Here is a 21,386-nt window from a genome sequence, read left to right as displayed (position 1 = left end):
AGTACGATGTTCGAATAATCAAGGGGTGAAGGAATAAATGCCATTAACGACTGGAATCGTCGGTTTACCTAACGTAGGGAAATCGACGTTATTTAATGCAATTACTCAAGCAGGTGCAGAATCTGCTAATTATCCATTTTGCACCATCGATCCGAACGTTGGTGTGGTAGAAGTGCCTGATGAAAGATTACAAGTATTAGCTGATATGGTAAATCCTAATCGAATCGTGCCTACTGCCTTTGAATTTGTAGATATTGCTGGATTAGTAAAAGGGGCTTCACGCGGTGAAGGTTTAGGAAACAAATTTTTGTCCCATATCCGTGAGGTTGATGCGATCGCCCATGTGGTTCGTTGTTTTGAAGATGAGAACATTACCCATGTAGCAGGACAAGTAGATCCAATTAGCGATATTGAAACCATCAATTTAGAATTGATATTGGCCGATTTAGAAACCGTGGAAAAGCGGTTGGAACGGACAAAGAAGAATCTAAAAAGTGGTGAAAAGAAATTTCAATTGGAATATGAAGTGGTTGAAAGGATTCAAAAGGCTTTAGAAAGTGAAAAACCAGCAAGAAGTGTAGAGTTGGATGAAGATGAGAGAAGTTTGATTAAAGACCTTCATCTTCTTACAATGAAACCAGTCTTATATGTAGCAAATGTAAGTGAAGATGATGTGAGTAACTTTGACCAAAATCCTTATGTGCAAAAGGTAAAGGAATATGCAAATCATGAAGGAGCAGAAGTGATTGTAATCAGTGCAAAAGTAGAATCAGAAATCGCTGAGCTTGAAGGTGAAGATAAGCAGTTATTTTTACAAGAATTAGGACTGAATCAATCAGGATTAGATCGTTTGATTCAAGCTGCTTACAAGTTGCTTGGTTTAATCACCTATTTTACTGCAGGGGTTCAAGAGGTCAGAGCTTGGACGATTAAAAAGGGAACAAAAGCCCCCCAAGCTGCAGGAGTGATTCATAGTGATTTTGAATGGGGTTTCATCAGAGCTGAAGTTGTGGGTTATGAGGATTTAGTTGCTTCAGGTTCAATGAATCAAGCAAAGGAAAAAGGCCTCCTACGTTTAGAGGGGAAAGATTATGTAGTAAAAGATGGAGATGTCATGCACTTTAGATTTAATGTATAATCCTAAATTACATTTGCTATAGGCAGATAAATATGATAAAATTTAAAAATGCGAGTTCTATGACCTCGCTCCTTGCCCTATAGAGAAATAGGGCCGTTAAGTCCAGAAGGAGGTGAATCTGATGCGTAAATACGAAGTGATGTATGTATTACGCCCAGACCTTGAGCAAGAAGCTACTAAAGAATTAGTGGAAAAGTTCCAAAGCTTAATTACTAATAATGGTGGCGAAATTGAAAAGCAAGAGGAAATGGGTAAGCGTCGCTTAGCATACGAAATTAAAGGATATCATGAAGGTTACTATGTTTTAGTAAACTTCCAATCTGAACCAAGTGTAGTTGCTGAGTTAGATCGCGTATTAAAAATCACTGATGGTGTTATCCGTTTTCTGATCGTTAAGGACGTTAAATAGGTTTAAGGGGGAATTATAATGTTAAACCGTGTCATCTTAATTGGACGACTAACACGAGACCCTGAATTAAGATATACTCCAAGTGGAGTAGCAGTCTCAACTTTTACCCTTGCGGTGGATCGTAATTATACCAACCAGCAAGGACAAAGAGAGGCCGATTTTATCAATATTGTTACATGGAGAGGGCTTGCAGAGAACGTAGCGAACTATTTAAAGAAGGGCCGCCTAACTGCTGTTGAAGGTCGTATCCAAACCCGCCATTATGATAATAATGAGGGTAAACGAGTATACGTAACCGAGGTAGTAGCGGATAATGTTCGTTTTCTAGAATCGTCTAACAATCCAAAAAATGATCCGTTTACTTCAGGATTTAATCAAAATGACCGGTATGATAAAGGACAAGACCCCTTTGCTGATGACGGAAGTCCTATCGATATATCAGATGACGATCTACCATTTTAAATTTACCTTTCAGTTAAAGGAGGGAATAAGATGGCTCGCAAACAACGTGGCGGAAAACGTCGTAAAGTATGTTACTTTACTGTGAATAAAATCACTTACATTGACTATAAAGATGTAGATTTGCTAAAGAAGTTTATCAGTGAACGCGGTAAAATTTTACCTCGTCGTGTAACTGGTACTTCTGCTAAATATCAACGCCAATTAACAGCTGCAATTAAACGTGCACGTCAAATTGCTTTACTTCCATTTACTACTGAATAATGTTACTATTTTTTATAGGCAGTTTTGCTTGATAGCAAACTGTCTTTTTCAATATCTATGGGTAATTTGTCTTTCATTGTAATGGAATCAACCTTTTGGAAGGAAAAAGAAATCTTTTTGTTGAAGTATATAAGATTGAGAATTAAACTGAGGTTGTGGATGAAAGGAGTAGATTTTCTTGGACAAGTCCAGCAACATGCACATCGCTAAGAATTTGAAAGTGATGGAATGGCTAAAGGCTGAAATTATTGAACGAGTTGGTGGATTGTTTAAAGGTTTATTTCATGGCAATGAATCCTATATTATAGATAGTATGGCTGGATTATTAATTGCTGTTTATGTACTTGCAAGAAGAATTGGTATTCCCTTCCACCAAATTGATTCAGCAGTGATGGAAAAGTTACATAATCATCAAAAAGAGGGACACGAAATAGAGGAATGGTATGGAGACCTCTCTATTTTGGAACAATATATGAAAAAACGCTAAGAGGTGTTGTTTTTGCGGAATTTAAAAGGAATGGTAGAAGGTTCAATTATCACAGGGATATCTCTAATCTTTCTTCTACTGTCTATGTATACGCCAATCGGAATTATGCAATTCTTTATGCCAATTCCTTTCATCATCTATGGATACCGCCATGGCTTGAAACAAGGAATATGGGTCATCCTAATCAATATCGCTTTATCTTTTTTTATTGGTCAATTTTTTGGTTTAGTTTTTGTGTTTTTTGCTGGAACCATAGGTATCGTAATGGGTGTATTATATAAAGGAGACCATGCTTTACCAGCTATTATTGGTGGGGTAATCACTACATTAGTTAATTTTATTATTGGTTTAACCATTTCAAGTCAATTATTTGGAATCGATCTTGTAGAACAATTTAAAACGCTCATGCGATCATCTTTAGAAACAGTCAAGAATATGGGTAGTGTTCTTGGAAGTCAGGAACAAATCAATCAAACTTTTGAAATGTATCATCGATTCATAGATATGATCGATTTAATACTACCTGTTTTGTTGATTAACTCAGCGATAATTATTGTACTTTTTAATCATTTTTTTGCAGTTAAAATCATGAAAAGATTGGATACGCCAATACCACAACTTCCTCCGTTTAGAGAATGGAGATTTCCTAGAAGTATTGTTTATTATTATATACTTACCATGATTGCATTAAGCATAAAATCAGTTTATGAAATCAATACATTAAAAATAATCGTTAGTAATTTGTATCCAATATTGCAAATGCTTCTTTTGGCTCAAGGGCTATCTTTTCTCTTCTTTTTAGCTCATATGAAAGGCTTTAAAAAGGGCATTCCTATTATCGTTTCTATTGTGGCAATATTAAATCCTTTTTTATCACAAATTTTGATCATATTAGGGATGGTAGACCTAGGTTTCCATTTAAGAAATAAGCTTAAAGTTTAGGGGCTGATTTTCAAATGCCTAATTTCTTATTAAATCGTTGGCATGGATTCCATGTCATTTTCACTTTTATTTTTAGTCTTATATTACTTGGATTTTTAGCTTATTATCATTGGTTATTTGCTGCCATTGGTAGTCTGGTTTTATTTGGATTAGTTTATTTTACCTATTTGGCTGAGCTTCGCTTTAAAAAAGAATTGAATCAATATATCGCTACGCTCTCCCATCGTATCCAAAAGGTTGGGGTTGAAGTCTTGCAACAGATGCCTATTGGAGTTTTACTATTTAATGAAGAAGGCAAAATAGAATGGCACAATTCATATCTCCTAGAGATCACTGGTGAAAAAGATCTGATTGGGAAAAAAGTCTCTGAAGTATTTTCGACAATTAATTTAGAAGAATTAAATGTAAAGAAAGATATTCATTATCAAGACAAGATTTATGAAGTTGAGTTTCGTAAGAATGAAAGACTTATCTTTGTAATGGATGTGACAGAATATAAGAATCTCCAATCTCAATATAAGGACGAACAACCGGTCTTTGGAATAATCCACCTAGACAATTTTGATGAGGTATCACAAGGAATGGATGATTTAAATCGTAGTCTATTGCTTTCCAATATCACAAGTACAATCAATGATTGGGCTTCTAAATTGGGGATTTATATTAGAAGATATACTTCAGATAAGTTTTTTATTGTAACCACACAAAAGGTATTGGAACAAATGGAGAAATCTCGTTTTGATATTTTAGATATTGTACGTGAAATGACAGAGGATAACAAAATTCCATTTACATTAAGTATTGGAATTGGCGCAGGGGCAAGTTCGTTAATTGAGATCGGACAAATGGCTCAATCCAGTTTAGATATTGCATTAGGCCGTGGTGGAGATCAAGCGGCGGTCAAAGTAGGGGAACGTTTATCTTTTTATGGTGGAAAATCTAATGCTGTTGAGAAACGAACAAGGGTTAGAGCGAGAGTAATCGCTCATGCTCTTAAGGATTTGATTCAAGAAAGTGACATAGTCTTAATTATGGGGCACAAAACTCCTGACATGGATGCAATCGGTGCTTCAATAGGCATTTTAAAAGCTGTGCGGGTGAATGATCGGAAAGGTTATGTAGTCTTAGACCAGCCTAATCCTTCGATTGAAAAATTATTAGATGAAGTTTCTCATCATAAAGAGTTACCTCAATATTTCTTAACACCAGAAAAAGCATTAAGCATGGTATCGTCAAGAACCTTACTTATTATGATTGATACCCATAAACCCTCTATGACGATCGAGCCTAGATTGGTTGAAAAGATTGATCGGGTTGTGGTGATCGACCATCATCGCCGTGGAGAAGAATTTGTTGAAGATCCAGTCCTTATTTATATTGAACCCTATGCCTCTTCCACTAGTGAACTTGTAACAGAATTGCTTCAGTATCAAAAAGATAAGTTTTCTATGGATCCATTAGAGGCAACTGCATTACTTGCAGGGGTAGTGGTTGATACAAAAGGGTTTGGCTTCAGAACAGGTTTTAGAACTTTTGATGCAGCTTCATTTTTAAGGCGAAATGGAGCAGACCCCATATTAGTTCAAAAACTTTTAAAAGAAGATATCGAGCAATATATTCAAAAGGCAGAATTAGTAAAAAGGGCTAGGATTGTTTTTGATAATATCGCAATCGCTGTAGCTGAAGGGAAAAACGATCAATTGATGATTGCTCAAGCTGCAGATACGTTATTAAACATGAGTGGTATTTTTGCGTCTTTTGTTATTAGTGTTCGCACCGATGGCCTTACCTCAATTAGTGCACGTTCATTAGGACAAGTAAATGTACAATTAATAATGGAAAGAATGGGAGGCGGTGGCCATCTAACAAATGCTGCTGCTCAGTTAGAAGGAGTTACCGTTGAAGAAGCAGAAACAAGATTGATAGAGGTATTACAAACATATCAACAAGAAGGAGGATTAACCATATGAAAGTGATCTTGCTAAAGGATGTAAAAGGACAAGGGAAAAAAGGTGATATTAAGGAAGTATCTGATGGATACGCTAGAAATTTTTTGATAGCTAAAGGATTAGCCAAAGAAGCGACAACAGGTAATGTAAAAGAGTTAGAAGCTCATAAACAAAGTGAACTAAAAAGAAAAGCGGATGAATTAACAAATGCAAAGAAATTGGCAGAGGAACTAGAGAAAATAACGATTACTATTCCCTCTAAAGCAGGTGAGGGCGGTAAATTGTTTGGTGCAATTACAACAAAACAGATCGCAGACCAATTAAAAAAGCAAAATATAAACATTGATAAAAGGAAAATTTTATTAGATGAACCGATTCGTCATTTAGGTTATACTCAAGTATTGATAAAACTTCATCCAGAAGTAACTGCAACGATTAAAGTACAAGTTGTCGAAGAAAAATAGAGACTAAGATAGAGGGGAACTCTCATGAGTGAACTTTTTTTAGATCGAATTCCACCGCAAAATGTGGAAGCGGAACAGGCTGTTTTAGGTGCAATTCTATTAGAAAAAGAAGCGCTAATCACCGTTATGGAGATTCTATCACCTGATGATTTTTATCGTAGTGCTCATCAAAAGATCTATCGATCTATGATCGAGTTATCTGAAATGGGTGAACCTGTTGATCTGATTACGTTAACTGCGGATCTACAAACTAAAAAGCTGCTAGAGGAAGTAGGGGGTGTTTCTTATCTTACAGACCTTGCAAATGCAGTACCGACAGCAGCCAATGTTGAATATTACGCCAAAATTGTTGAAGAAAAAGCAATTTTAAGGCGATTGATCCGTGCAGCAACGGAAATTGCAAGCACTGGTTATATTGGCAGTGATGATATAGGAGAAATCATAGGAGATGCAGAAAAACGTATCCTAGAGATTTCACAAAAACGATCAAAAGATGGATTTATTCCGATTAAGGACGTATTGATGGAAACGTTGGATCGTATTGAATTCTTGCACCATCATAAAGGAGATATCACAGGGATTCCATCTGGGTTTACAGATTTAGATAAAATGACATCTGGCTTTCAGAAATCTGATTTGATTATCCTAGCAGCTAGACCTAGTGTGGGGAAAACCGCATTTGCTTTAAATGTAGCTCAGAATGTGGCGGCAAGGGCAAAGGAAGTTGTTGCGATCTTTAGTTTGGAGATGTCAGCTAGTCAGCTCGTCCAAAGGATGATTTCTGCAGAGGGAAATATTGATGCTCACAAATTGCGTACTGGTATGATGGAAGAGCACGACTGGCAAAAGTTGACGATGGCCATGACTACCTTGTCTGAAGCACCAATATATATTGATGATTCTCCAGGTGTGACGGTCTACGACATCCGTTCCAGATGTAGAAGATTAAAAGTGGAAAAAGGGTTAGGCCTTATTGTCATTGACTATTTGCAATTGATCCATGGCCGTGGCAAATCTGATAATCGCCAACAGGAGATCTCGGAGATTTCTAGACAGCTTAAAGGGATTGCTAGGGAACTAAATGTTCCAATTATCGCATTATCCCAGTTAAGTCGTGCAGTAGAACAAAGACAAGATAAAAGGCCAATGTTATCAGATATCCGTGAATCTGGTAGTATTGAGCAGGATGCAGATATTGTTGCTTTTTTGTATCGCGATGATTATTATAATCCGGAAACAGAAAAACAAAATATTATCGAAATTATTATAGCTAAACAAAGAAACGGACCGGTTGGTAAAGTAGAATTGGTATTCTTAAAGAATTTTAATAAATTCGTAAATTATGCTAAAGAACAACATAATGAAGAATAAAAACGAAATAAACAAGAAAAATAAGTGAAGGATTCTTTCTATTTTCCAGAAGAGTTTCCTTCGTTTTTTTATCAAAATCATTTAAAACGTTAACAAAATGAAGCAAAAATACGAATAATAATATATATATTTAATTAAATGTTCGTATTTGTCGTTGACAAGGGGAATAAGCATTGCTAAACTTTATATGTATTGAAATACGACTTTTAAAGGACAAAAAACTGGAGGTGTTTCCATGTCTACTGTCGTTGTAGTAGGAACACAATGGGGAGACGAAGGAAAAGGAAAGGTTACCGATTATCTAGCTGAAAAAGCGGAAGTTGTTGCAAGGTATCAAGGTGGGAATAATGCAGGTCATACGATCACAATTGATGGAAAGAAATTTAAGCTGCATCTTATACCATCTGGGATTTTTTATAGTGATAAAATATGTGTGATTGGCAATGGAATGGTGATTGACCCCAAGGCATTAGTCCAAGAACTTAACTATATTCATGAACAAGGATTTAGTACAAAGAATTTAAGAATTAGTAATCGTGCGCATGTGATCATGCCTTACCATATTAAGTTGGATCTTGTAGAAGAAGAAAGAAAAGGTAGTAACAAAATCGGAACAACGGGTAAAGGAATTGGACCCGCATATATGGACAAAGCGGCTAGAGTTGGGATTCGTATCGCTGATTTGTTAGATGAACAGGAATTTGAAAAAAATTAAGAAGGAATCTTGAAGAGAAAAACCGTCTATTTGAAAAATTTTATGAAACAGATGGGTTTAAAGCAGAGAAAATTTTAGAGGAATATGCGATATATCGTGAAATCATCAGACCTTACGTGGTTGATACTTCTGTCGTTTTAAATGATGCCATTGACCAAGGGAAAAGGGTATTATTTGAAGGAGCCCAAGGGGTTATGCTTGATATTGACCAAGGTACTTACCCATTTGTCACTTCATCTAATCCTGTGGCAGGTGGAGTGACGATTGGTTCTGGTGTAGGTCCAACAAAAATTCATCATGTTGTAGGTGTTGCAAAAGCCTATACGACTCGTGTTGGCGATGGGCCATTTCCTACTGAATTGAATAATGAAATAGGTGATCGAATTCGTGAAGTCGGCAACGAGTATGGAACAACGACAGGAAGACCTAGACGAGTAGGCTGGTTTGATAGTGTGGTTGTAAGACATGCTCGACGTGTTAGCGGAATTACCGAGTTATCTTTAAATTCAATTGATGTATTGACAGGTATTCCTACATTAAAAATTTGTAAAGCATATAAGTATAACGGAGAAATCATTGAGGAGTTCCCCGCCAATTTAAGGGTGTTAGCTGAATGTGTGCCTGTTTATGAAGAGCTACCTGGATGGGATGAAGATATTACCGGTGTTCGTAATTTAAATGACTTACCAGTAAATGCTCGTCATTATATCGAACGAATTTCCCAACTCACTGGAATCCCTATTGCCATCTTCTCAGTAGGGCCAAATCGAGAACAAACAAATATGATAAAAGGCGTATTTGCATAGGCCATCTATTTTTTTCAATATGATAATAGAACCCACAAAAGGAATCGCAATAGTTTTTAAAGAAGCCATCACTTTTGTGGGTTTTTAATTCTGAAAGTTGGATTTGTAGAATAAAGAATCTTTTTGAAAAATGTGCAAAAAAGGTTGCATATTAATTTCTATCGTGGTAATATATTTTTTGTGTCCAAGAGGACAAGTTGTGAGCCATTAGCTCAGCAGGTAGAGCACCTGACTTTTAATCAGGGTGTCACAGGTTCGAATCCTGTATGGCTCACCATTTTTATGCGTATGGCCCGTTGGTCAAGTGGTTAAGACACCGCCCTTTCACGGCGGTAACAGGGGTTCGAATCCCCTACGGGTCACCATACGGGACTAGCTACGCGTCGGAATCCCGTTAGCTTTGCGATTTTAATGTTTTTTTATAATAAGGTTCGGTAGCTCAGTCGGTAGAGCAGAGGACTGAAAATCCTCGTGTCGGCGGTTCGATTCCGTCCCGAACCACCATAAAATGATATACTTTCCGCTTTCCCTACTTTAATAAGTAGGTTTTTCTATTTTCTGAAACATAAACTCAAGTCATTCCGTTATATTTTTTGATGATGTTTTCTACCTGAGGAGCTTGATCCTCATTCATTACAATGGTTAGTAAAATGTTCGGTGGTATCGCAGTTCTATTACCATCTGCCATTCCACTTGCACTGACATCTGCCGCAGCTAGTACTTCTGCGTTATCATTTACTAATGAACCTAATGTTAAATCAGTTAAACTGTCAAATCGACTTGTGATGGGATTTACCTGATCATTTAATTGGTCTCCAGGATAAAAAGCTATTCGATCTACTTGGGTTTCAATTGAATTGTATTGCTGTAGCTCGCTTGCCGCTTTTTGTGCATCTTCAACAGATCGAAAATAAGCCAATATATTTCTTTGGTTCATCATTTTGCCTCCCTTCAAATATAGTGTATATAGAATGCTTGAAGAGCATACATTTTACTAGTGTTCTAAAAATGTTCAGATTTTTCCACTTGAAGTGACAAGCTATATTATGGTAAATTTGAACATATGGAGGCTTTAAAACATGCCGATGTGGCTCAGCTGGTAGAGCAGCTCATTCGTAATGAGCAGGTCGTGGGTTCGAGTCCCATCGTCGGCTCCACTTTAAAAATAGGACATTCTTATGTGAGAGAGAGAAAAAAAACTCCATAAAAAGGAGGTTGTCATGGCGACGTTCAATGATAAATTTACCGATTTTAAAGGTAAATTCCAAAAGGACTTAACCAAGGCTAGTAATTGGGGAAAAACAATAGTTCAGACCGTACAACAATATATTCAATCAAATAAGAAAAGATCAATCATCATTGGTTCAATTACAGGCACAATTCTTATGACTACCCTTTTTGGTGTAGGCTATTATCAGGCAAATGCCGTAAATCTTTATCACGTCTATTTAGATGGTAAAGAAGTTGGGGTTGTTAATAATAAAGAAGTAGTTGAACAATGGAAAGAGCAAGTTTTAAAGCAAGCCCAGAATACATATAGCACGATAACATTAAATTTTGGAAATAAGATTACATATCAGGAAGAGAAGAAATTTAAAGGCCAGTTTGATAACGCTAAGACTTTAAGTGCTCTAAAAGATGCCTTCTCGATTCAAGCGACAGCTGTTGAACTCGTAGTGAATGGAAAAGTAGTTGGATATGTAAAAGATCAAAAAACAGCAGATTTAATACTTGAGCAAATCAAACAGCCTTTTCTTCCAAACAAGAATAAAGATAAAGTAAAAGCAGCTTCTCTTGATGGAAACAATCAACAAATTAGAAAGCTAGATCAAATTCAAATTAAAGAAGAAGTTGTTACCAAAGAGGTTAAAGTAACACCAGCAGAAATTTTATCTGCAGAAGATATGGTGACATTGTTAAAACAAGGAACCTTAGAACAGAAAAAATATATTGTGAAACAAGGAGATACACTTTCTGGAATTGCCCAACAATTTGGCATCACGACGAAACAGATATATCAATTGAATCCTAATATTAAAGGTGAATTCATCAATATTGGTGACGAAGTGATTGTTACAGCCAAAACTCCGCTTGTTACTGTTCAAACAAAAGAAACAGTGATCAATCAAGAAAGAATTCCTTACAAAGTGGTTTATCAAAAGGATTCATCGATGTACTCAAACCAAACAAAAGTGGTACAACAAGGTTCCGATGGTAAGAAAAGTGTGGAATACTCGATATTGAAGGAAAATGGAGTAACCACGCAAAAAACAATTCTAAAAGAAACGGTTATTTCTGAAGCAAAAGATAAAATTGTGAAGAAGGGTACTAAAATTGTTTCTTCACGTGGTTCTGGTACATTATTATGGCCAACAGTAGGAGGAATTATTACCAGTAAGTACGGTTCAAGATGGGGTAGGACTCATGAAGGAATCGATATATCTGGAGTAAGTAATCGTACGATCAAAGCAGCAGATAGTGGAAAAGTCGTTTTTGCTGGTTGGAATGGTGCTTACGGTAAAGCTATTATCATTGATCATGGAAATGGTATGAAAACCCTATACGGCCATTTAAGCCAGATCATGGTCTCTAGTGGAGATAAAGTAGCAAAAGGCCAGCAGATCGGTGTAATGGGAAATACGGGACGTTCTACAGGAACCCATTTACATTTTGAAGTATTGGTCAATGGCAGCAATAGAAACCCATTAAATTATGTAAGAAGATAATCCCGTAAACTAAGGTAGGTTATGTTCAATCAAGGACAAACCTACCTTTTTTTTATGCTGAAGAAAGTATAAATTTCTTCCAGAAGTACCCTTCTCTCCTTAATCTTTATTCATAGAAGGGTGTCTCATAGAAGGGTGTCACATTTATGGTTTTTTTGTTGTGGTTTTCTATGTATTCAGATTGATATACCTTGTGATAAACTTAAATAGATAAGGTTAGAGACAAGGGGGATACGGGGTGAAGTATCGAATTTTAATTGTTGAAGATGAACGGCCAATCTCAGATATTTTAAAATTTAGTTTTGAAAAGGAAGGTTATGAGGTCCTTACCGCTTTTGATGGTTTTGAGGCAATTCAAAAGGTAAGGGATCATCATCCAGATATTATTTTATTAGATATCATGTTACCTGGCAAAGATGGATTAGAGGTTTGCAAGGAAGCAAGAACTCTTACAGATAAACCAATCATTATGCTAACAGCAAAGGATACAGAAGTAGATAAAGTGCTTGGTTTAGAAATGGGTGCAGATGATTATGTAACAAAACCTTTTTCTAATAGAGAGTTAATTGCACGGGTGAAAGCAAATTTAAGAAGAGTCTATTCTTTAGACCAAGCAAATCATCAAGCTCAACAAATACAAATTGGGGAAATTACTATTTATCCATCTACTTATATCGTAAAGAAAATAGAAATGATTATAGAATTAACCCACCGGGAATTTGAACTTCTATATTATTTAGCAAAACATGTTGGACAAACTTTAACCAGAGAGCATTTACTACAGGCTGTATGGGGTTACGACTATTTTGGGGATGTCCGTACTGTAGATGTAACGATTAGAAGATTACGGGAAAAGATTGAAGATGACCCTGGCCGACCAGCCTATATTATTACGAGAAGGGGATTGGGTTATGTATTACGTTATCCATCCGAAAAGGAGTAGTTTCCTTTGAAAGGTTGGAAGTTTTTTCAAAGTATTCAATGGAAATTGGTTGTGATTTATCTCTTACTTATTCTAATATCGATGCAAATTATAGGAATCTATTTTATTCGATCTTTAGAGAGTTATTATTTAGATAATTTTAATGAAACTTTTGCAACGCAGGGAAATTTATTAGCGGTAAACCTTGAAAGATATTTAACAGAGGATGGGAAAACAGAGGCAGAGAAAAGAGCAGATATTGACTATTTAGTAGATAATTTATTTGCGTTAAATGGCGTTGATGTCTCGATTATTGATAGTAATGGTGTAATTTTAAGTTCTACGGAGAAGGTTAGTCCAAGCATTATCGGGCAAAAAATTTATCAAACAGAAGTGAATCGGGCATTATTAGGTACAAGAGATGAAGCGATTCGGATTGATACCAAGACAGGACATCGTACCAAATATTTAGCTCTGCCTATAAAGCAGGGTAATAATGTACTTGGTGCTGTATTCATGAAAGCCTCGATTGAGGGAGTATATGATACGATTTATCGGATCAGTAATATTTTAATGACAGCAACACTTATTGCCTTATTATTTACAGCATGGCTAGGTTTTATTTTATCTAGAACGATTACAAAGCCAATTAAAGATATTACTACTCAAGCGGTTTCACTAACAAAAGGGGATTTTAATCAAAGAGTTAAGATATATGGGGATGACGAAATTGGCCGTTTAGCAGATACCTTTAATAAGATGGCGGTTAGATTAAAAGAAGCTATCGACCAAAATGAAGAGGAAAAAGAGAAGTTCGCCTCGATTCTAAGCCATATGAGTGATGGGGTTATCGCTACAAATGCTCATGGGAGGATCATCGTTGTTAACCAAAGAGCATTGGAGATTATTGGGTTTTCTGAAAGTGAAGTTATCGAAAAACAGATCAATCAACTATTTTCTCTACATTCTTTCCCCCCTGCAAAAGAGGAAGAAAGTATGATTGTAGATTATGAAGTTGAAAACGAACATAAGGCATTAAAAATGACATTTAACAAGATTCATCGGATTAACCGTGGGGAAATTGGCATGATTATCGTACTACAGGACGTAACAAAGGAACAAAAATTGGAACAGATACGTAAGGACTTCGTGGCAAATGTTTCTCATGAGCTAAGAACCCCTTTAACCACAATAAAAAGTTATCTTGAGGCTTTAGAAGATGGAGCTGTTGAAGACATTGAACTCTCACATCGATTTATCAAAGTAGCTAGCCATGAAACAGATCGGATGATTCGTTTAGTTAGTGATTTATTACATCTTTCTCACTTAGATGATCAACAAACAAAGCCTAACAAAACATTGGTTTCTGTTAAGGAGATGATTGAAGATGTCATTGATCGTTTTTCATTTCAATCTAAACAAAGATCAATCGATTTGTCTTCCCATCTCCCTGAGTATTTGCCAACGGTTGAATTAGATCGTGATCAGATTGATCAAGTATTGGATAATTTAATATCAAATGCCCTTAAATATACCAAAGAAGGCGGAGAAATCATTGTATCAGCAAGATTAAAACATCATGATTTAATCATTGAGGTAGTAGATACGGGAATTGGTATCTCGAAAAAACATCTATCTAGACTCTTTGAACGTTTTTATCGGGTTGACAAGGCAAGATCAAGAGAAATGGGTGGAACAGGCCTTGGTTTAGCCATTGCTAAAGAGATCGTTAAAGCACATGATGGAGATATTATGATTGAAAGTGAAGTAGACAAAGGAACAAGAGTTATTGTTACGATTCCAGTCTCGAAGTAAAGGAGGTCAGGAAGTGAAAGAGCGAATTAAATCAATAATATTATTTGTTTTAGTAGCCAATAGTTTATTTCTAACATGGTTCCTGATCTTTTATAGTCCTAATAATGAGAAAGAATCTCCTTCAGAATATGTACCTAGATTAACCTTTGGCCAAGAATTAGATGTAAAGCAAATGATTCGGCCAAAGCAAATTATCTACCATCTTGGGGAAAATTCTCATTCACTCTCCAATACAGATAGTGAAGATTTTAAACAATTAGAAGCTGATTTTGATCATTGGTCTTTTTACGAAATTACTTCAATTTCAGAGCCTATAGATTGGACTAAAATGATAGAAGTGGAGCAAGGTATAGAGATTGTTTTTCCTTTTTCACTTCCTAACTCTGTCTTATCATCTCTTTATAAGATATCGACTACGATGTATCTTGATCAAATCAATCGCTTATGGTTAGTGTTAGACCAAAATGAAAAGGTGATTGTCTATTTTATCTCAGATCAAAAAGATAAAGTGTATCAAGCAGAAACTTCAATCTCTAGTAAAAAGCTTTCCAAATACATTGCTAGTGGAGTAAACCAACCAAGGTATTCATATTATTGGGCGTTTAATAAGGAAAGGAACATCAATACAAAACCCATTTTTTATTTACCTAATGAAGGTCTGGAAATGAAAAAAGTACGTAAATTTATTACACCTGTTTCCATCGAGGATTATATTCAATTGTTATTTATTGATCCTAGCATGGTTAGAAAGGTATATGAATTGGGTAATAAAGAAAGTGTTCTTTATACAGACGGAAGTAGAAGTATGCAATTTTTCCCGAATAAACGGGTATTTTCATATTTTCAGCCGGTAACAGATAATCGAAAACAATTAGATTGGAATAATGATCTTGCTGCTTCTATTCGGTTTGTAAATCAACATGGGGGTTGGGTTGGTCAATATCAACTTGATGATCTTGGCTTTGCTGAAGCCACCAGTCAACCTTATTTCACATTTCAGCAATATGTAGGAGGGTATCCTTTATTAACTAACAAGTACCTCATTGGCGAAATTAATATCCAATTAGTCGATGGAATCGTGAGTAAAGTAGAACAATCGATGACACTTTTAGATCAGGATTTGGACACGAAATATATTAAAACCAGTTCTGGCCCTGAATTATTAAAGAAACTAGAACAGCATAAGATCGATGCCAAAGTAATTACATCGATTGAATTAGGTTATCAGGTAGAAAAAAAGAATGACGTGTTAGAACTTTTTCCCCATTGGAGGGTTCGATATAACCAAAATGACGAAATCACAATACCTGCTTATGAAGGTGGGATGTAATGATGGATTGGGGGAAAACAAAAACCATCTTTATTTTAACCTTTTTGTTTCTTAATCTTTTACTAGGATATCAAATCTATATGAAGCAAAGTCAAAGTATTAACGAATCTCAATGGGATGGAAGTAGCCTAGATGAATTAAGGCAGGCATTAAGCCAACGAAAGATTATTTTAAATGCGACGATTCCTAAAGAAATTTTAGAAATGCATTTCCTTCAAGTGAAAGAAAATCAGTTATCAGAAGGAAAAACATTAGCTAAAGTGAAAATGCCTGTAGAGAACGAGGTAATCGAATCGATAGCGAGAGAGAAAATCGCCAATTTTGAACACTATGAATTAGATGGAGTCGTTTCAACGGAAAACCACCTTGTCTATAATCAGATCAAAGATGGCTTTCCTTATTTCAACGCAAAATTAGAGTTTCAAATCAATCAAGATGGCACAATTCAATATTCACAAAGATATTTTGAAGTTATGAATCAAGGGTCAGATCGACAAGTTGTTTCTTCCTATACAGCACTTCGTACCCTTTTGGATCAACAATTGCTTCCAAGCGAAGCAATAATAACAAAAATCAGACTTGGATATCATGGACAAACTCAACAAACTTCTGTCCAAGTACTGACTCCGGTCTGGAGAATTAGTTATCAAATAGAAGGAAAACGGGATATGATCTTTGTAAACGCATTGACAGGTGCGGTTGAGAAAGCATTAACTTATTAAAAAGAAAGATTAGCGGAGGGTCTATTTTGATAAAATATAGTGTCTTAGCAAGTGGCAGCACTGGAAATTCAATTTATGTTGGAACTGAAAACGTCAATTTCCTGATTGATGCAGGACTGAGTGGTAAAAAAATAGAAGAGGGGTTAGGAAAAATAGGCGTTGATCCCAAAAAAATTGATGGGATTTTGATTACCCATGAACATGATGATCATATTAAAGGAATTGGTGTGCTTGCACGAAAGTACAGTATCCCCATATATGCCAATGAAAAAACATTTGCCCATTTACCAACCCATGTTGGGAAAATAGAGGAGGAAAGCAAATACATATTTGAAACAGGAGCGGTGAGAGATTTTGCTGATTTACAAATTGAATCTTTCGCCATTTCCCATGATGCTGCGGAGCCAGTTGGTTACCTTTTTCGCCAAGATGAACTTCAAGTAAGTGTCGTTACAGACCTTGGTTATGTGAGTCAAAAGATTAAACAAAAAATTGCCGGCTCCGATGCATTGATTTTTGAAGCGAATCATGATGTAGAAATGCTAAGAATGTCTTCTTATCCTTGGAGTATCAAACAAAGAATTTTAAGTGATGTTGGGCATTTATCTAACGAAGCATCAGGTGAAGCATTATCTGAGATCATCTCAGGAGATACCCAAAAAGTATATTTAGCCCATTTAAGTAGAGAAAATAATTTACCTGAATTAGCTAAATTAACCGTAAAGAATATTCTCGAAGACTATGGAATTACAGAACAAGATGTACAATTGATGGACACCTATTTTAATGGACCAACTGCATTAGAGAAAATCATATCCAAAAAAGAAAAGGTTGGATTAAAGTAAATCTTCTAGGATTAAATCAGTCTCTAATTGATGTGTTTTATGAAGAACCTCTTGGCGAGAAATCAAACCTTTTTCGATAAGCAATTCAATAAGGGCTGTTAAAACAAGCATATTTTTATAATCGATTTCTTTTAAATCAGCAAGTTGTGCTATTATATCGACATCTTTTGGCAAAAAATAAGTCTTATTCAAATGAAACACTCCTATCCTCATTTTCGTTTTCTAAGATATATTGATCATTATTACCTACTTCCTAGGAAAATAGACTACATGTGATGGTCAATCTCGTATAAAAATAGTACTATAGAAATAATGGAAAATATCAAGGATGGTGAGAAAAATGGATTTTAATGATGAGGATTTTTATAGCCAAAAAAGAAGGAGAAAAAATGATAGATCGAATTTATTAACGGCTTTTGTTTCTGCAATTATCGGTGGACTTATCGTACTGATGTTGATGCCTACTTTTGTGAATTCAGGAATTATTGATTTGACACCTAAGGGAGGAGTAAATCCTCCATCACAAACAATCAATAATCAAACGCCAACCAATGTAACCAGTGGCAAACAAATTCAAGTTGATGTCAATTCTGCCATTGTTGATGCAACGGAGAAAGTAAAGCCAGCTGTAGTTGGCGTTGTAAATATTCAAAAACAGACTAACTTCTGGACAAATATAACAAAAAGTGTGGAAGCAGGGGTTGGGTCAGGTGTTGTTTTTGATAAACGTAGTGGGAAGGCTTATATCGTCACGAATAACCATGTGATTGAAGGGGCCAATAATGTAGAGGTTGCCCTTGCAGATGGAAAAAGAGTTCCTGCAAAAGTCTTGGGAGCAGATGAATTAACAGACTTGGCTGTCATTTCTATTGATGAAAAATATGCAGATGCGGTTGCAACCTTTGGCGATTCAACAAACTTAAAAGCAGGAGAACCAGCGATTGCAATCGGTAACCCACTAGGTCTTAAATTCTCTCAATCTGTAACAGTTGGGGTCGTTAGCTCACCAAACCGTACCATTGATAAAGATTTAGATGGAGATGGACAACCCGATTGGGAAACAGACGTTATTCAAACAGATGCTGCGATTAACCCTGGAAACAGTGGTGGAGCACTCTTAAATATCAATGGAGATGTGATTGGCATCAATAGTGCCAAAATCGCTGAAAGTGGTGTAGAAGGGTTAGGCTTTGCGATTCCAATCAGCGAGGCCAAACCTATCATTGACCAATTGATTCAATACGGAAAAGTGAAACGTCCATATATGGGAATTACGCAAATTGATCTTCACTCTGTGTCACAAGCAGACCGAGTAAATGTATTGAAATTACCTGAATCCGTAAATGATGGAATAGTGATATATGATGTAAGCCGATTTGGTCCTGCTTACTTAGCTGGATTAAAACGATTAGATGTGATCGTGAAATTAGATGACCAGCCGATTAATAGCTCTAGTGATTTACGTAAGTTTTTATATAAACAGAAAAAAGTAGGGGACAAAATGAAGGTTAGCTTCTATCGAGATGGCAACCTACAATCGATAGAATTAACCTTAACAGAAGTCCCTGATCAGAATCGAAGGTAAACCTGCTCAAGAACAAACGAGATAAAGTAAAACAGCAAAGTCTAATGACAGACTTTGCGTTTTTTTATGGATATTTTCTGATATGTAAGTTTATCTTACGGAATTAGCTTGGATATAATGTTGGAAGATTGGAGGTATGTTGGAGTATGCAAATTACGGTTATCGGGATTGGCAAGTTAAAGGAAAAATATTTGATCCAAGGGATTGAAGAATATAAAAAACGATTATCCGCATATACCAAGGTTCAAATCATCGAATTAGCTGATGAGAAAGCGCCAGAAAACTTAAGTGAAGCAGAAATGGAACAGGTAAAACAAAAAGAAGGAGAACGGATTCTTGCTAATATAAAGCAAGATGATTATGTAGTGGCCTTAGCCATTGAAGGCAAAATGCTAAACTCCGAACAGCTAGCAAAAGAAATAGACCAGCTCATGACCTATGGCAAAAGCCATATTGTTTTTGTGATCGGCGGTTCCTTAGGCTTGTCCAAAGAAGTGTATGACCGAGCGAATATGTTATTGTCCTTTTCCAAAATGACCTTCCCCCACCAATTGATGAGGTTGATATTGTTGGAACAGGTGTATAGAGCGTTTAAGATCAATAGAGGTGAACCGTATCATAAGTAAGTACAAAGTCTACCTTTCATTATAACTTAAGTATAACATACAGATGTATATGTGGTATAATATATATAAAGTGTATAGCAGGTAGGTGAACAGTATGAGCCCTTTGTCCAAAGAGTTAATAACTAAGTTGGCTAATGAAAATGATGTAGAAGTTCTTAAAGAAGTTTTACATTATTATGCTTTTTTGAAGGAAAAAAAGGAGCAAGAAATCAAGAAACAGTGGGATAGTCTTGAAGAAGTTGAACCAGATGAAGAGGAACTGAAAATAATCAGTGAATATAAAAATAGTCCAGAAAAATTTGAATTTGTCAGTATGGAAGAAGTTCTGAAGGAGTTAGGTATTAATGAATCAGAACTATAAAATTGTCATAAACAAAAATGCATTGAAGTTTATTAATAAACAGGATACTCAACAAAGAAAGAGAATTTTATCTGCCATTTATGGATTACCTAAGGGTGACGTAAAGAAGTTAAAAGGTAATGAATATTATAGACTTAGAATTGGAGATATCAGAGTCATTTTTACTAAGAATGATAAGGAACTTATAATACTGGTTATAGATATCGGAAATAGAGGCCAGGTATATGAAGGCTTATAAAATTTGTCGTACAGAAGTACGGCTTTTTGCTTATTATTAAGAAATAGTTATGTATTTGGCAAACAACAATGAACCGTATCATAAGTAATGGTAAAACAGAGAGTAGAACTGTTAGTTAATTTGAGCAGCTTAAAAATGGTTAGAGCTACAATATTCCAATACAAAAAGACTAGTTCCTAACCATGGTCAGGCAACTAGTCTCTTTGTATCAACTATGTTACATTTGTTTAAGTAATCGTTTAACCCCTTCTGCCGATTTCATGAGCCCTTTATGTTCTTCTTCCGTTAATTGAATTTCAAGCACTTGTTCAACGCCTTTTGCGCCAAGCACTACAGGGACTCCTAGAAACAAACCATCTACTCCGTATTTGCCATTTACAAATGCGGAAACAGGCATAATTCGTTTTTCATCAAGTAAAATGGCTTCCATCATAGATACGATCGATGAACCAGGAGCATAATAGGCACTTCCTGTTTTCAACAGGTTCACGATTTCTCCGCCGCCAAAACGCGTCCGCTCAACAAGGCTGTCTATCTTCTCTTTGGTAAGTAACGTCTCGATAGGAATTCCGCCTGCATAGGAGTAGCGAGCTAGCGGAACCATATCATCGCCATGACCACCGAGTACAAAAGCGGTCACATCTCGATAGGACACTCCAAGTTCTTGAGCGATAAAGGTTCTAAAACGAGCAGAATCCAAAACGCCTCCAAGTCCGATTACTTTTTCAGGGGCAAAACCACTTTCTTGAAGTGCAACTTGTGCCATGACATCCGATGGATTGGTGACTAAAATCAGAAATGCGTTTGGCGACAATGGTGCGGATTGTTGCACGACTTGCCGAACCACTTTGATGTTAGTTTCAAGTAAATCATCACGGCTCATTCCAGGTTTTCTTGCGATTCCTGCAGTGATCACAATCATATCCGAATCCTTTGTATTTTGGTAGTCATTCGTGCCGAGTATATTTGCGCTCAAAGATTCAACAGGAGCCGATTCTTGCATATCAAGTGCCTTCCCTTGAGGAATACCTTCTGCAATATCAATAAGTACAACATCACCTAATTTTTTTAATAAAGTTAAGTGTGCAAGTGTAGCTCCAACATTCCCAGCACCGACAATTGTAATTTTTGGGCGTTTCATAAATAACATCTCCCTTTTACATTTTATTTCCTTACAACAAGGACAGGAATATGTGAACGGTGCAAAACACC

At 36.1% G+C, this 21,386-nt stretch carries 22 protein-coding genes, 4 tRNA genes and 1 pseudogene; 24 read left to right on the top strand and 3 right to left on the bottom strand.

Going from position 1 to position 21,386, the window contains the following annotated elements:
- Positions 1-37 precede the first annotated feature (37 nt).
- The 13 genes and pseudogenes from ychF (at position 38) to U473_RS12470 (ending at position 9,508) form a co-directional block, all read left to right on the top strand.
- On the top strand, positions 38-1,138 hold the full coding sequence (gene ychF, locus U473_RS12530) for a redox-regulated ATPase YchF (protein WP_068726913.1): 1,101 nt from the start codon (positions 38-40) through the stop codon (positions 1,136-1,138).
- Between the two features lie 121 nt (positions 1,139-1,259).
- A complete protein-coding gene (gene rpsF / locus U473_RS12525; protein WP_068726911.1) occupies positions 1,260-1,547 on the top strand; it encodes a 30S ribosomal protein S6 in 288 nt (95 codons plus the stop codon).
- Positions 1,548-1,565: 18 nt separating this feature from the next.
- Entirely contained in the window at positions 1,566-2,009 is a 444-nt protein-coding gene (ssb, locus tag U473_RS12520) for a single-stranded DNA-binding protein (protein WP_068726909.1), read from the top strand.
- Positions 2,010-2,039: 30 nt separating this feature from the next.
- Positions 2,040-2,270 (top strand): 30S ribosomal protein S18, encoded by a 231-nt coding sequence (rpsR, locus tag U473_RS12515; RefSeq protein WP_068726907.1) that lies wholly within the window; start codon positions 2,040-2,042, stop codon positions 2,268-2,270.
- 178 nt (positions 2,271-2,448) lie between these two features.
- Entirely contained in the window at positions 2,449-2,757 is a 309-nt protein-coding gene (locus tag U473_RS12510) for a MazG-like family protein (RefSeq protein ID WP_235589120.1), read from the top strand.
- A gap of 12 nt (positions 2,758-2,769) precedes the next feature.
- Positions 2,770-3,699, top strand: coding sequence for a YybS family protein (locus U473_RS12505; protein WP_068726903.1), 930 nt, complete (start codon positions 2,770-2,772; stop codon positions 3,697-3,699).
- Between the two features lie 14 nt (positions 3,700-3,713).
- Positions 3,714-5,669 carry a DHH family phosphoesterase gene (locus U473_RS12500; RefSeq protein ID WP_068726901.1) on the top strand — a complete coding sequence of 652 codons (1,956 nt, stop codon included), beginning with the start codon at positions 3,714-3,716 and terminating at the stop codon, positions 5,667-5,669.
- Positions 5,666-6,112 carry a 50S ribosomal protein L9 gene (gene rplI / locus U473_RS12495; protein WP_068726898.1) on the top strand — a complete coding sequence of 149 codons (447 nt, stop codon included), beginning with the start codon at positions 5,666-5,668 and terminating at the stop codon, positions 6,110-6,112. The genes U473_RS12500 and rplI overlap by 4 nt, the downstream gene beginning before the upstream one ends.
- A gap of 24 nt (positions 6,113-6,136) precedes the next feature.
- Positions 6,137-7,483, top strand: a complete 1,347-nt coding sequence (dnaB, locus tag U473_RS12490; protein WP_068726896.1) for a replicative DNA helicase — start codon at positions 6,137-6,139, stop codon at positions 7,481-7,483.
- Positions 7,484-7,718: 235 nt separating this feature from the next.
- Positions 7,719-9,004: pseudogene (locus U473_RS12485) on the top strand (adenylosuccinate synthase).
- A 201-nt stretch (positions 9,005-9,205) separates the two neighbouring features.
- A tRNA-Lys gene (locus U473_RS12480) sits at positions 9,206-9,281 on the top strand.
- 13 nt (positions 9,282-9,294) lie between these two features.
- Positions 9,295-9,369: transfer RNA gene (locus tag U473_RS12475), tRNA-Glu, on the top strand.
- 63 nt (positions 9,370-9,432) lie between these two features.
- Positions 9,433-9,508 (top strand) — tRNA-Phe (locus U473_RS12470).
- 67 nt (positions 9,509-9,575) lie between these two features.
- Here the strand turns inward: U473_RS12470 and U473_RS12465 are convergent.
- On the bottom strand, positions 9,576-9,941 hold the full coding sequence (locus tag U473_RS12465; protein ID WP_068726894.1) for a hypothetical protein: 366 nt from the start codon (positions 9,939-9,941) through the stop codon (positions 9,576-9,578).
- 144 nt (positions 9,942-10,085) lie between these two features.
- Here U473_RS12465 and U473_RS12460 point away from each other — a divergent pair.
- The 7 genes from U473_RS12460 to U473_RS12430 all read left to right on the top strand — a co-directional run bounded on the left by U473_RS12460 (position 10,086) and on the right by U473_RS12430 (position 17,364).
- A tRNA-Thr gene (locus tag U473_RS12460) sits at positions 10,086-10,161 on the top strand.
- A gap of 63 nt (positions 10,162-10,224) precedes the next feature.
- Positions 10,225-11,730 carry a peptidoglycan DD-metalloendopeptidase family protein gene (locus tag U473_RS12455; RefSeq protein WP_068726891.1) on the top strand — a complete coding sequence of 502 codons (1,506 nt, stop codon included), beginning with the start codon at positions 10,225-10,227 and terminating at the stop codon, positions 11,728-11,730.
- A gap of 238 nt (positions 11,731-11,968) precedes the next feature.
- Entirely contained in the window at positions 11,969-12,673 is a 705-nt protein-coding gene (yycF, locus tag U473_RS12450) for a response regulator YycF (protein ID WP_068726889.1), read from the top strand.
- Between the two features lie 6 nt (positions 12,674-12,679).
- Positions 12,680-14,467, top strand: a complete 1,788-nt coding sequence (walK, locus tag U473_RS12445) for a cell wall metabolism sensor histidine kinase WalK (RefSeq protein ID WP_068726886.1) — start codon at positions 12,680-12,682, stop codon at positions 14,465-14,467.
- A 13-nt stretch (positions 14,468-14,480) separates the two neighbouring features.
- Positions 14,481-15,797: a YycH family regulatory protein gene (locus U473_RS12440; protein WP_068726883.1), complete on the top strand. Its 1,317-nt coding sequence runs from the start codon at positions 14,481-14,483 to the stop codon at positions 15,795-15,797.
- Positions 15,797-16,519, top strand: coding sequence for a two-component system regulatory protein YycI (yycI, locus tag U473_RS12435; RefSeq protein WP_068726881.1), 723 nt, complete (start codon positions 15,797-15,799; stop codon positions 16,517-16,519). The genes U473_RS12440 and yycI overlap by 1 nt, the downstream gene beginning before the upstream one ends.
- Positions 16,520-16,548: 29 nt before the next feature.
- Positions 16,549-17,364, top strand: a complete 816-nt coding sequence (locus U473_RS12430; protein ID WP_068727685.1) for an MBL fold metallo-hydrolase — start codon at positions 16,549-16,551, stop codon at positions 17,362-17,364.
- Here the strand turns inward: U473_RS12430 and U473_RS12425 are convergent.
- Positions 17,356-17,556: a hypothetical protein gene (locus tag U473_RS12425; protein WP_235589119.1), complete on the bottom strand. Its 201-nt coding sequence runs from the start codon at positions 17,554-17,556 to the stop codon at positions 17,356-17,358. The genes U473_RS12430 and U473_RS12425 overlap by 9 nt on opposite strands.
- Positions 17,557-17,704: 148 nt before the next feature.
- Here U473_RS12425 and U473_RS12420 point away from each other — a divergent pair, with 148 nt between their 5' ends.
- The 4 genes from U473_RS12420 (at position 17,705) to U473_RS12405 (ending at position 20,174) form a co-directional block, all read left to right on the top strand.
- The gene (locus U473_RS12420) at positions 17,705-18,949 is read left to right on the top strand and encodes a S1C family serine protease (RefSeq protein ID WP_068726876.1); all 1,245 of its coding nucleotides are present in this window, start codon (positions 17,705-17,707) and stop codon (positions 18,947-18,949) included.
- A 146-nt stretch (positions 18,950-19,095) separates the two neighbouring features.
- Positions 19,096-19,575, top strand: a complete 480-nt coding sequence (gene rlmH / locus U473_RS12415) for a 23S rRNA (pseudouridine(1915)-N(3))-methyltransferase RlmH (RefSeq protein ID WP_068726874.1) — start codon at positions 19,096-19,098, stop codon at positions 19,573-19,575.
- A gap of 85 nt (positions 19,576-19,660) precedes the next feature.
- A complete protein-coding gene (locus tag U473_RS12410) occupies positions 19,661-19,936 on the top strand; it encodes a hypothetical protein (protein WP_153012052.1) in 276 nt (91 codons plus the stop codon).
- Positions 19,920-20,174, top strand: coding sequence for a type II toxin-antitoxin system RelE family toxin (locus U473_RS12405; RefSeq protein WP_068726869.1), 255 nt, complete (start codon positions 19,920-19,922; stop codon positions 20,172-20,174). Before U473_RS12410 ends, U473_RS12405 begins: the two co-directional genes overlap by 17 nt.
- Positions 20,175-20,391: 217 nt before the next feature.
- Here U473_RS12405 and mdh read toward each other — a convergent pair whose 3' ends face one another.
- Positions 20,392-21,315, bottom strand: coding sequence for a malate dehydrogenase (gene mdh / locus U473_RS12400; protein ID WP_068726867.1), 924 nt, complete (start codon positions 21,313-21,315; stop codon positions 20,392-20,394).
- Positions 21,316-21,386 lie beyond the last annotated feature (71 nt).

The sequence above is a fragment of the Tepidibacillus decaturensis genome (genome assembly GCF_001561915.1).
Taxonomy (GTDB): Bacteria; Bacillota; Bacilli; order Tepidibacillales; family Tepidibacillaceae; genus Tepidibacillus_B; species Tepidibacillus_B infernus.
This window is presented reverse-complemented; position numbering and strand designations above follow the sequence as displayed.

What these genes read in the sequence shown, in the direction of transcription:
- ychF (WP_068726913.1), top strand. Translation starts at nt 38, where the DNA reads ATGCCATTAACGACTGGAATCGTCGGTTTACCTAACGTAGGGAAATCG.
- rpsF (WP_068726911.1), top strand. Translation starts at nt 1,260, where the DNA reads ATGCGTAAATACGAAGTGATGTATGTATTACGCCCAGACCTTGAGCAA.
- ssb (WP_068726909.1), top strand. Translation starts at nt 1,566, where the DNA reads ATGTTAAACCGTGTCATCTTAATTGGACGACTAACACGAGACCCTGAA.
- rpsR (WP_068726907.1), top strand. Translation starts at nt 2,040, where the DNA reads ATGGCTCGCAAACAACGTGGCGGAAAACGTCGTAAAGTATGTTACTTT.
- U473_RS12500 (WP_068726901.1), top strand. Translation starts at nt 3,714, where the DNA reads ATGCCTAATTTCTTATTAAATCGTTGGCATGGATTCCATGTCATTTTC.
- rplI (WP_068726898.1), top strand. Translation starts at nt 5,666, where the DNA reads ATGAAAGTGATCTTGCTAAAGGATGTAAAAGGACAAGGGAAAAAAGGT.
- dnaB (WP_068726896.1), top strand. Translation starts at nt 6,137, where the DNA reads ATGAGTGAACTTTTTTTAGATCGAATTCCACCGCAAAATGTGGAAGCG.
- U473_RS12465 (WP_068726894.1), bottom strand. Translation starts at nt 9,941, where the DNA reads ATGAACCAAAGAAATATATTGGCTTATTTTCGATCTGTTGAAGATGCA.
- U473_RS12455 (WP_068726891.1), top strand. Translation starts at nt 10,225, where the DNA reads ATGGCGACGTTCAATGATAAATTTACCGATTTTAAAGGTAAATTCCAA.
- yycI (WP_068726881.1), top strand. Translation starts at nt 15,797, where the DNA reads ATGATGGATTGGGGGAAAACAAAAACCATCTTTATTTTAACCTTTTTG.
- U473_RS12420 (WP_068726876.1), top strand. Translation starts at nt 17,705, where the DNA reads ATGGATTTTAATGATGAGGATTTTTATAGCCAAAAAAGAAGGAGAAAA.
- rlmH (WP_068726874.1), top strand. Translation starts at nt 19,096, where the DNA reads ATGCAAATTACGGTTATCGGGATTGGCAAGTTAAAGGAAAAATATTTG.
- U473_RS12405 (WP_068726869.1), top strand. Translation starts at nt 19,920, where the DNA reads ATGAATCAGAACTATAAAATTGTCATAAACAAAAATGCATTGAAGTTT.
- mdh (WP_068726867.1), bottom strand. Translation starts at nt 21,315, where the DNA reads ATGAAACGCCCAAAAATTACAATTGTCGGTGCTGGGAATGTTGGAGCT.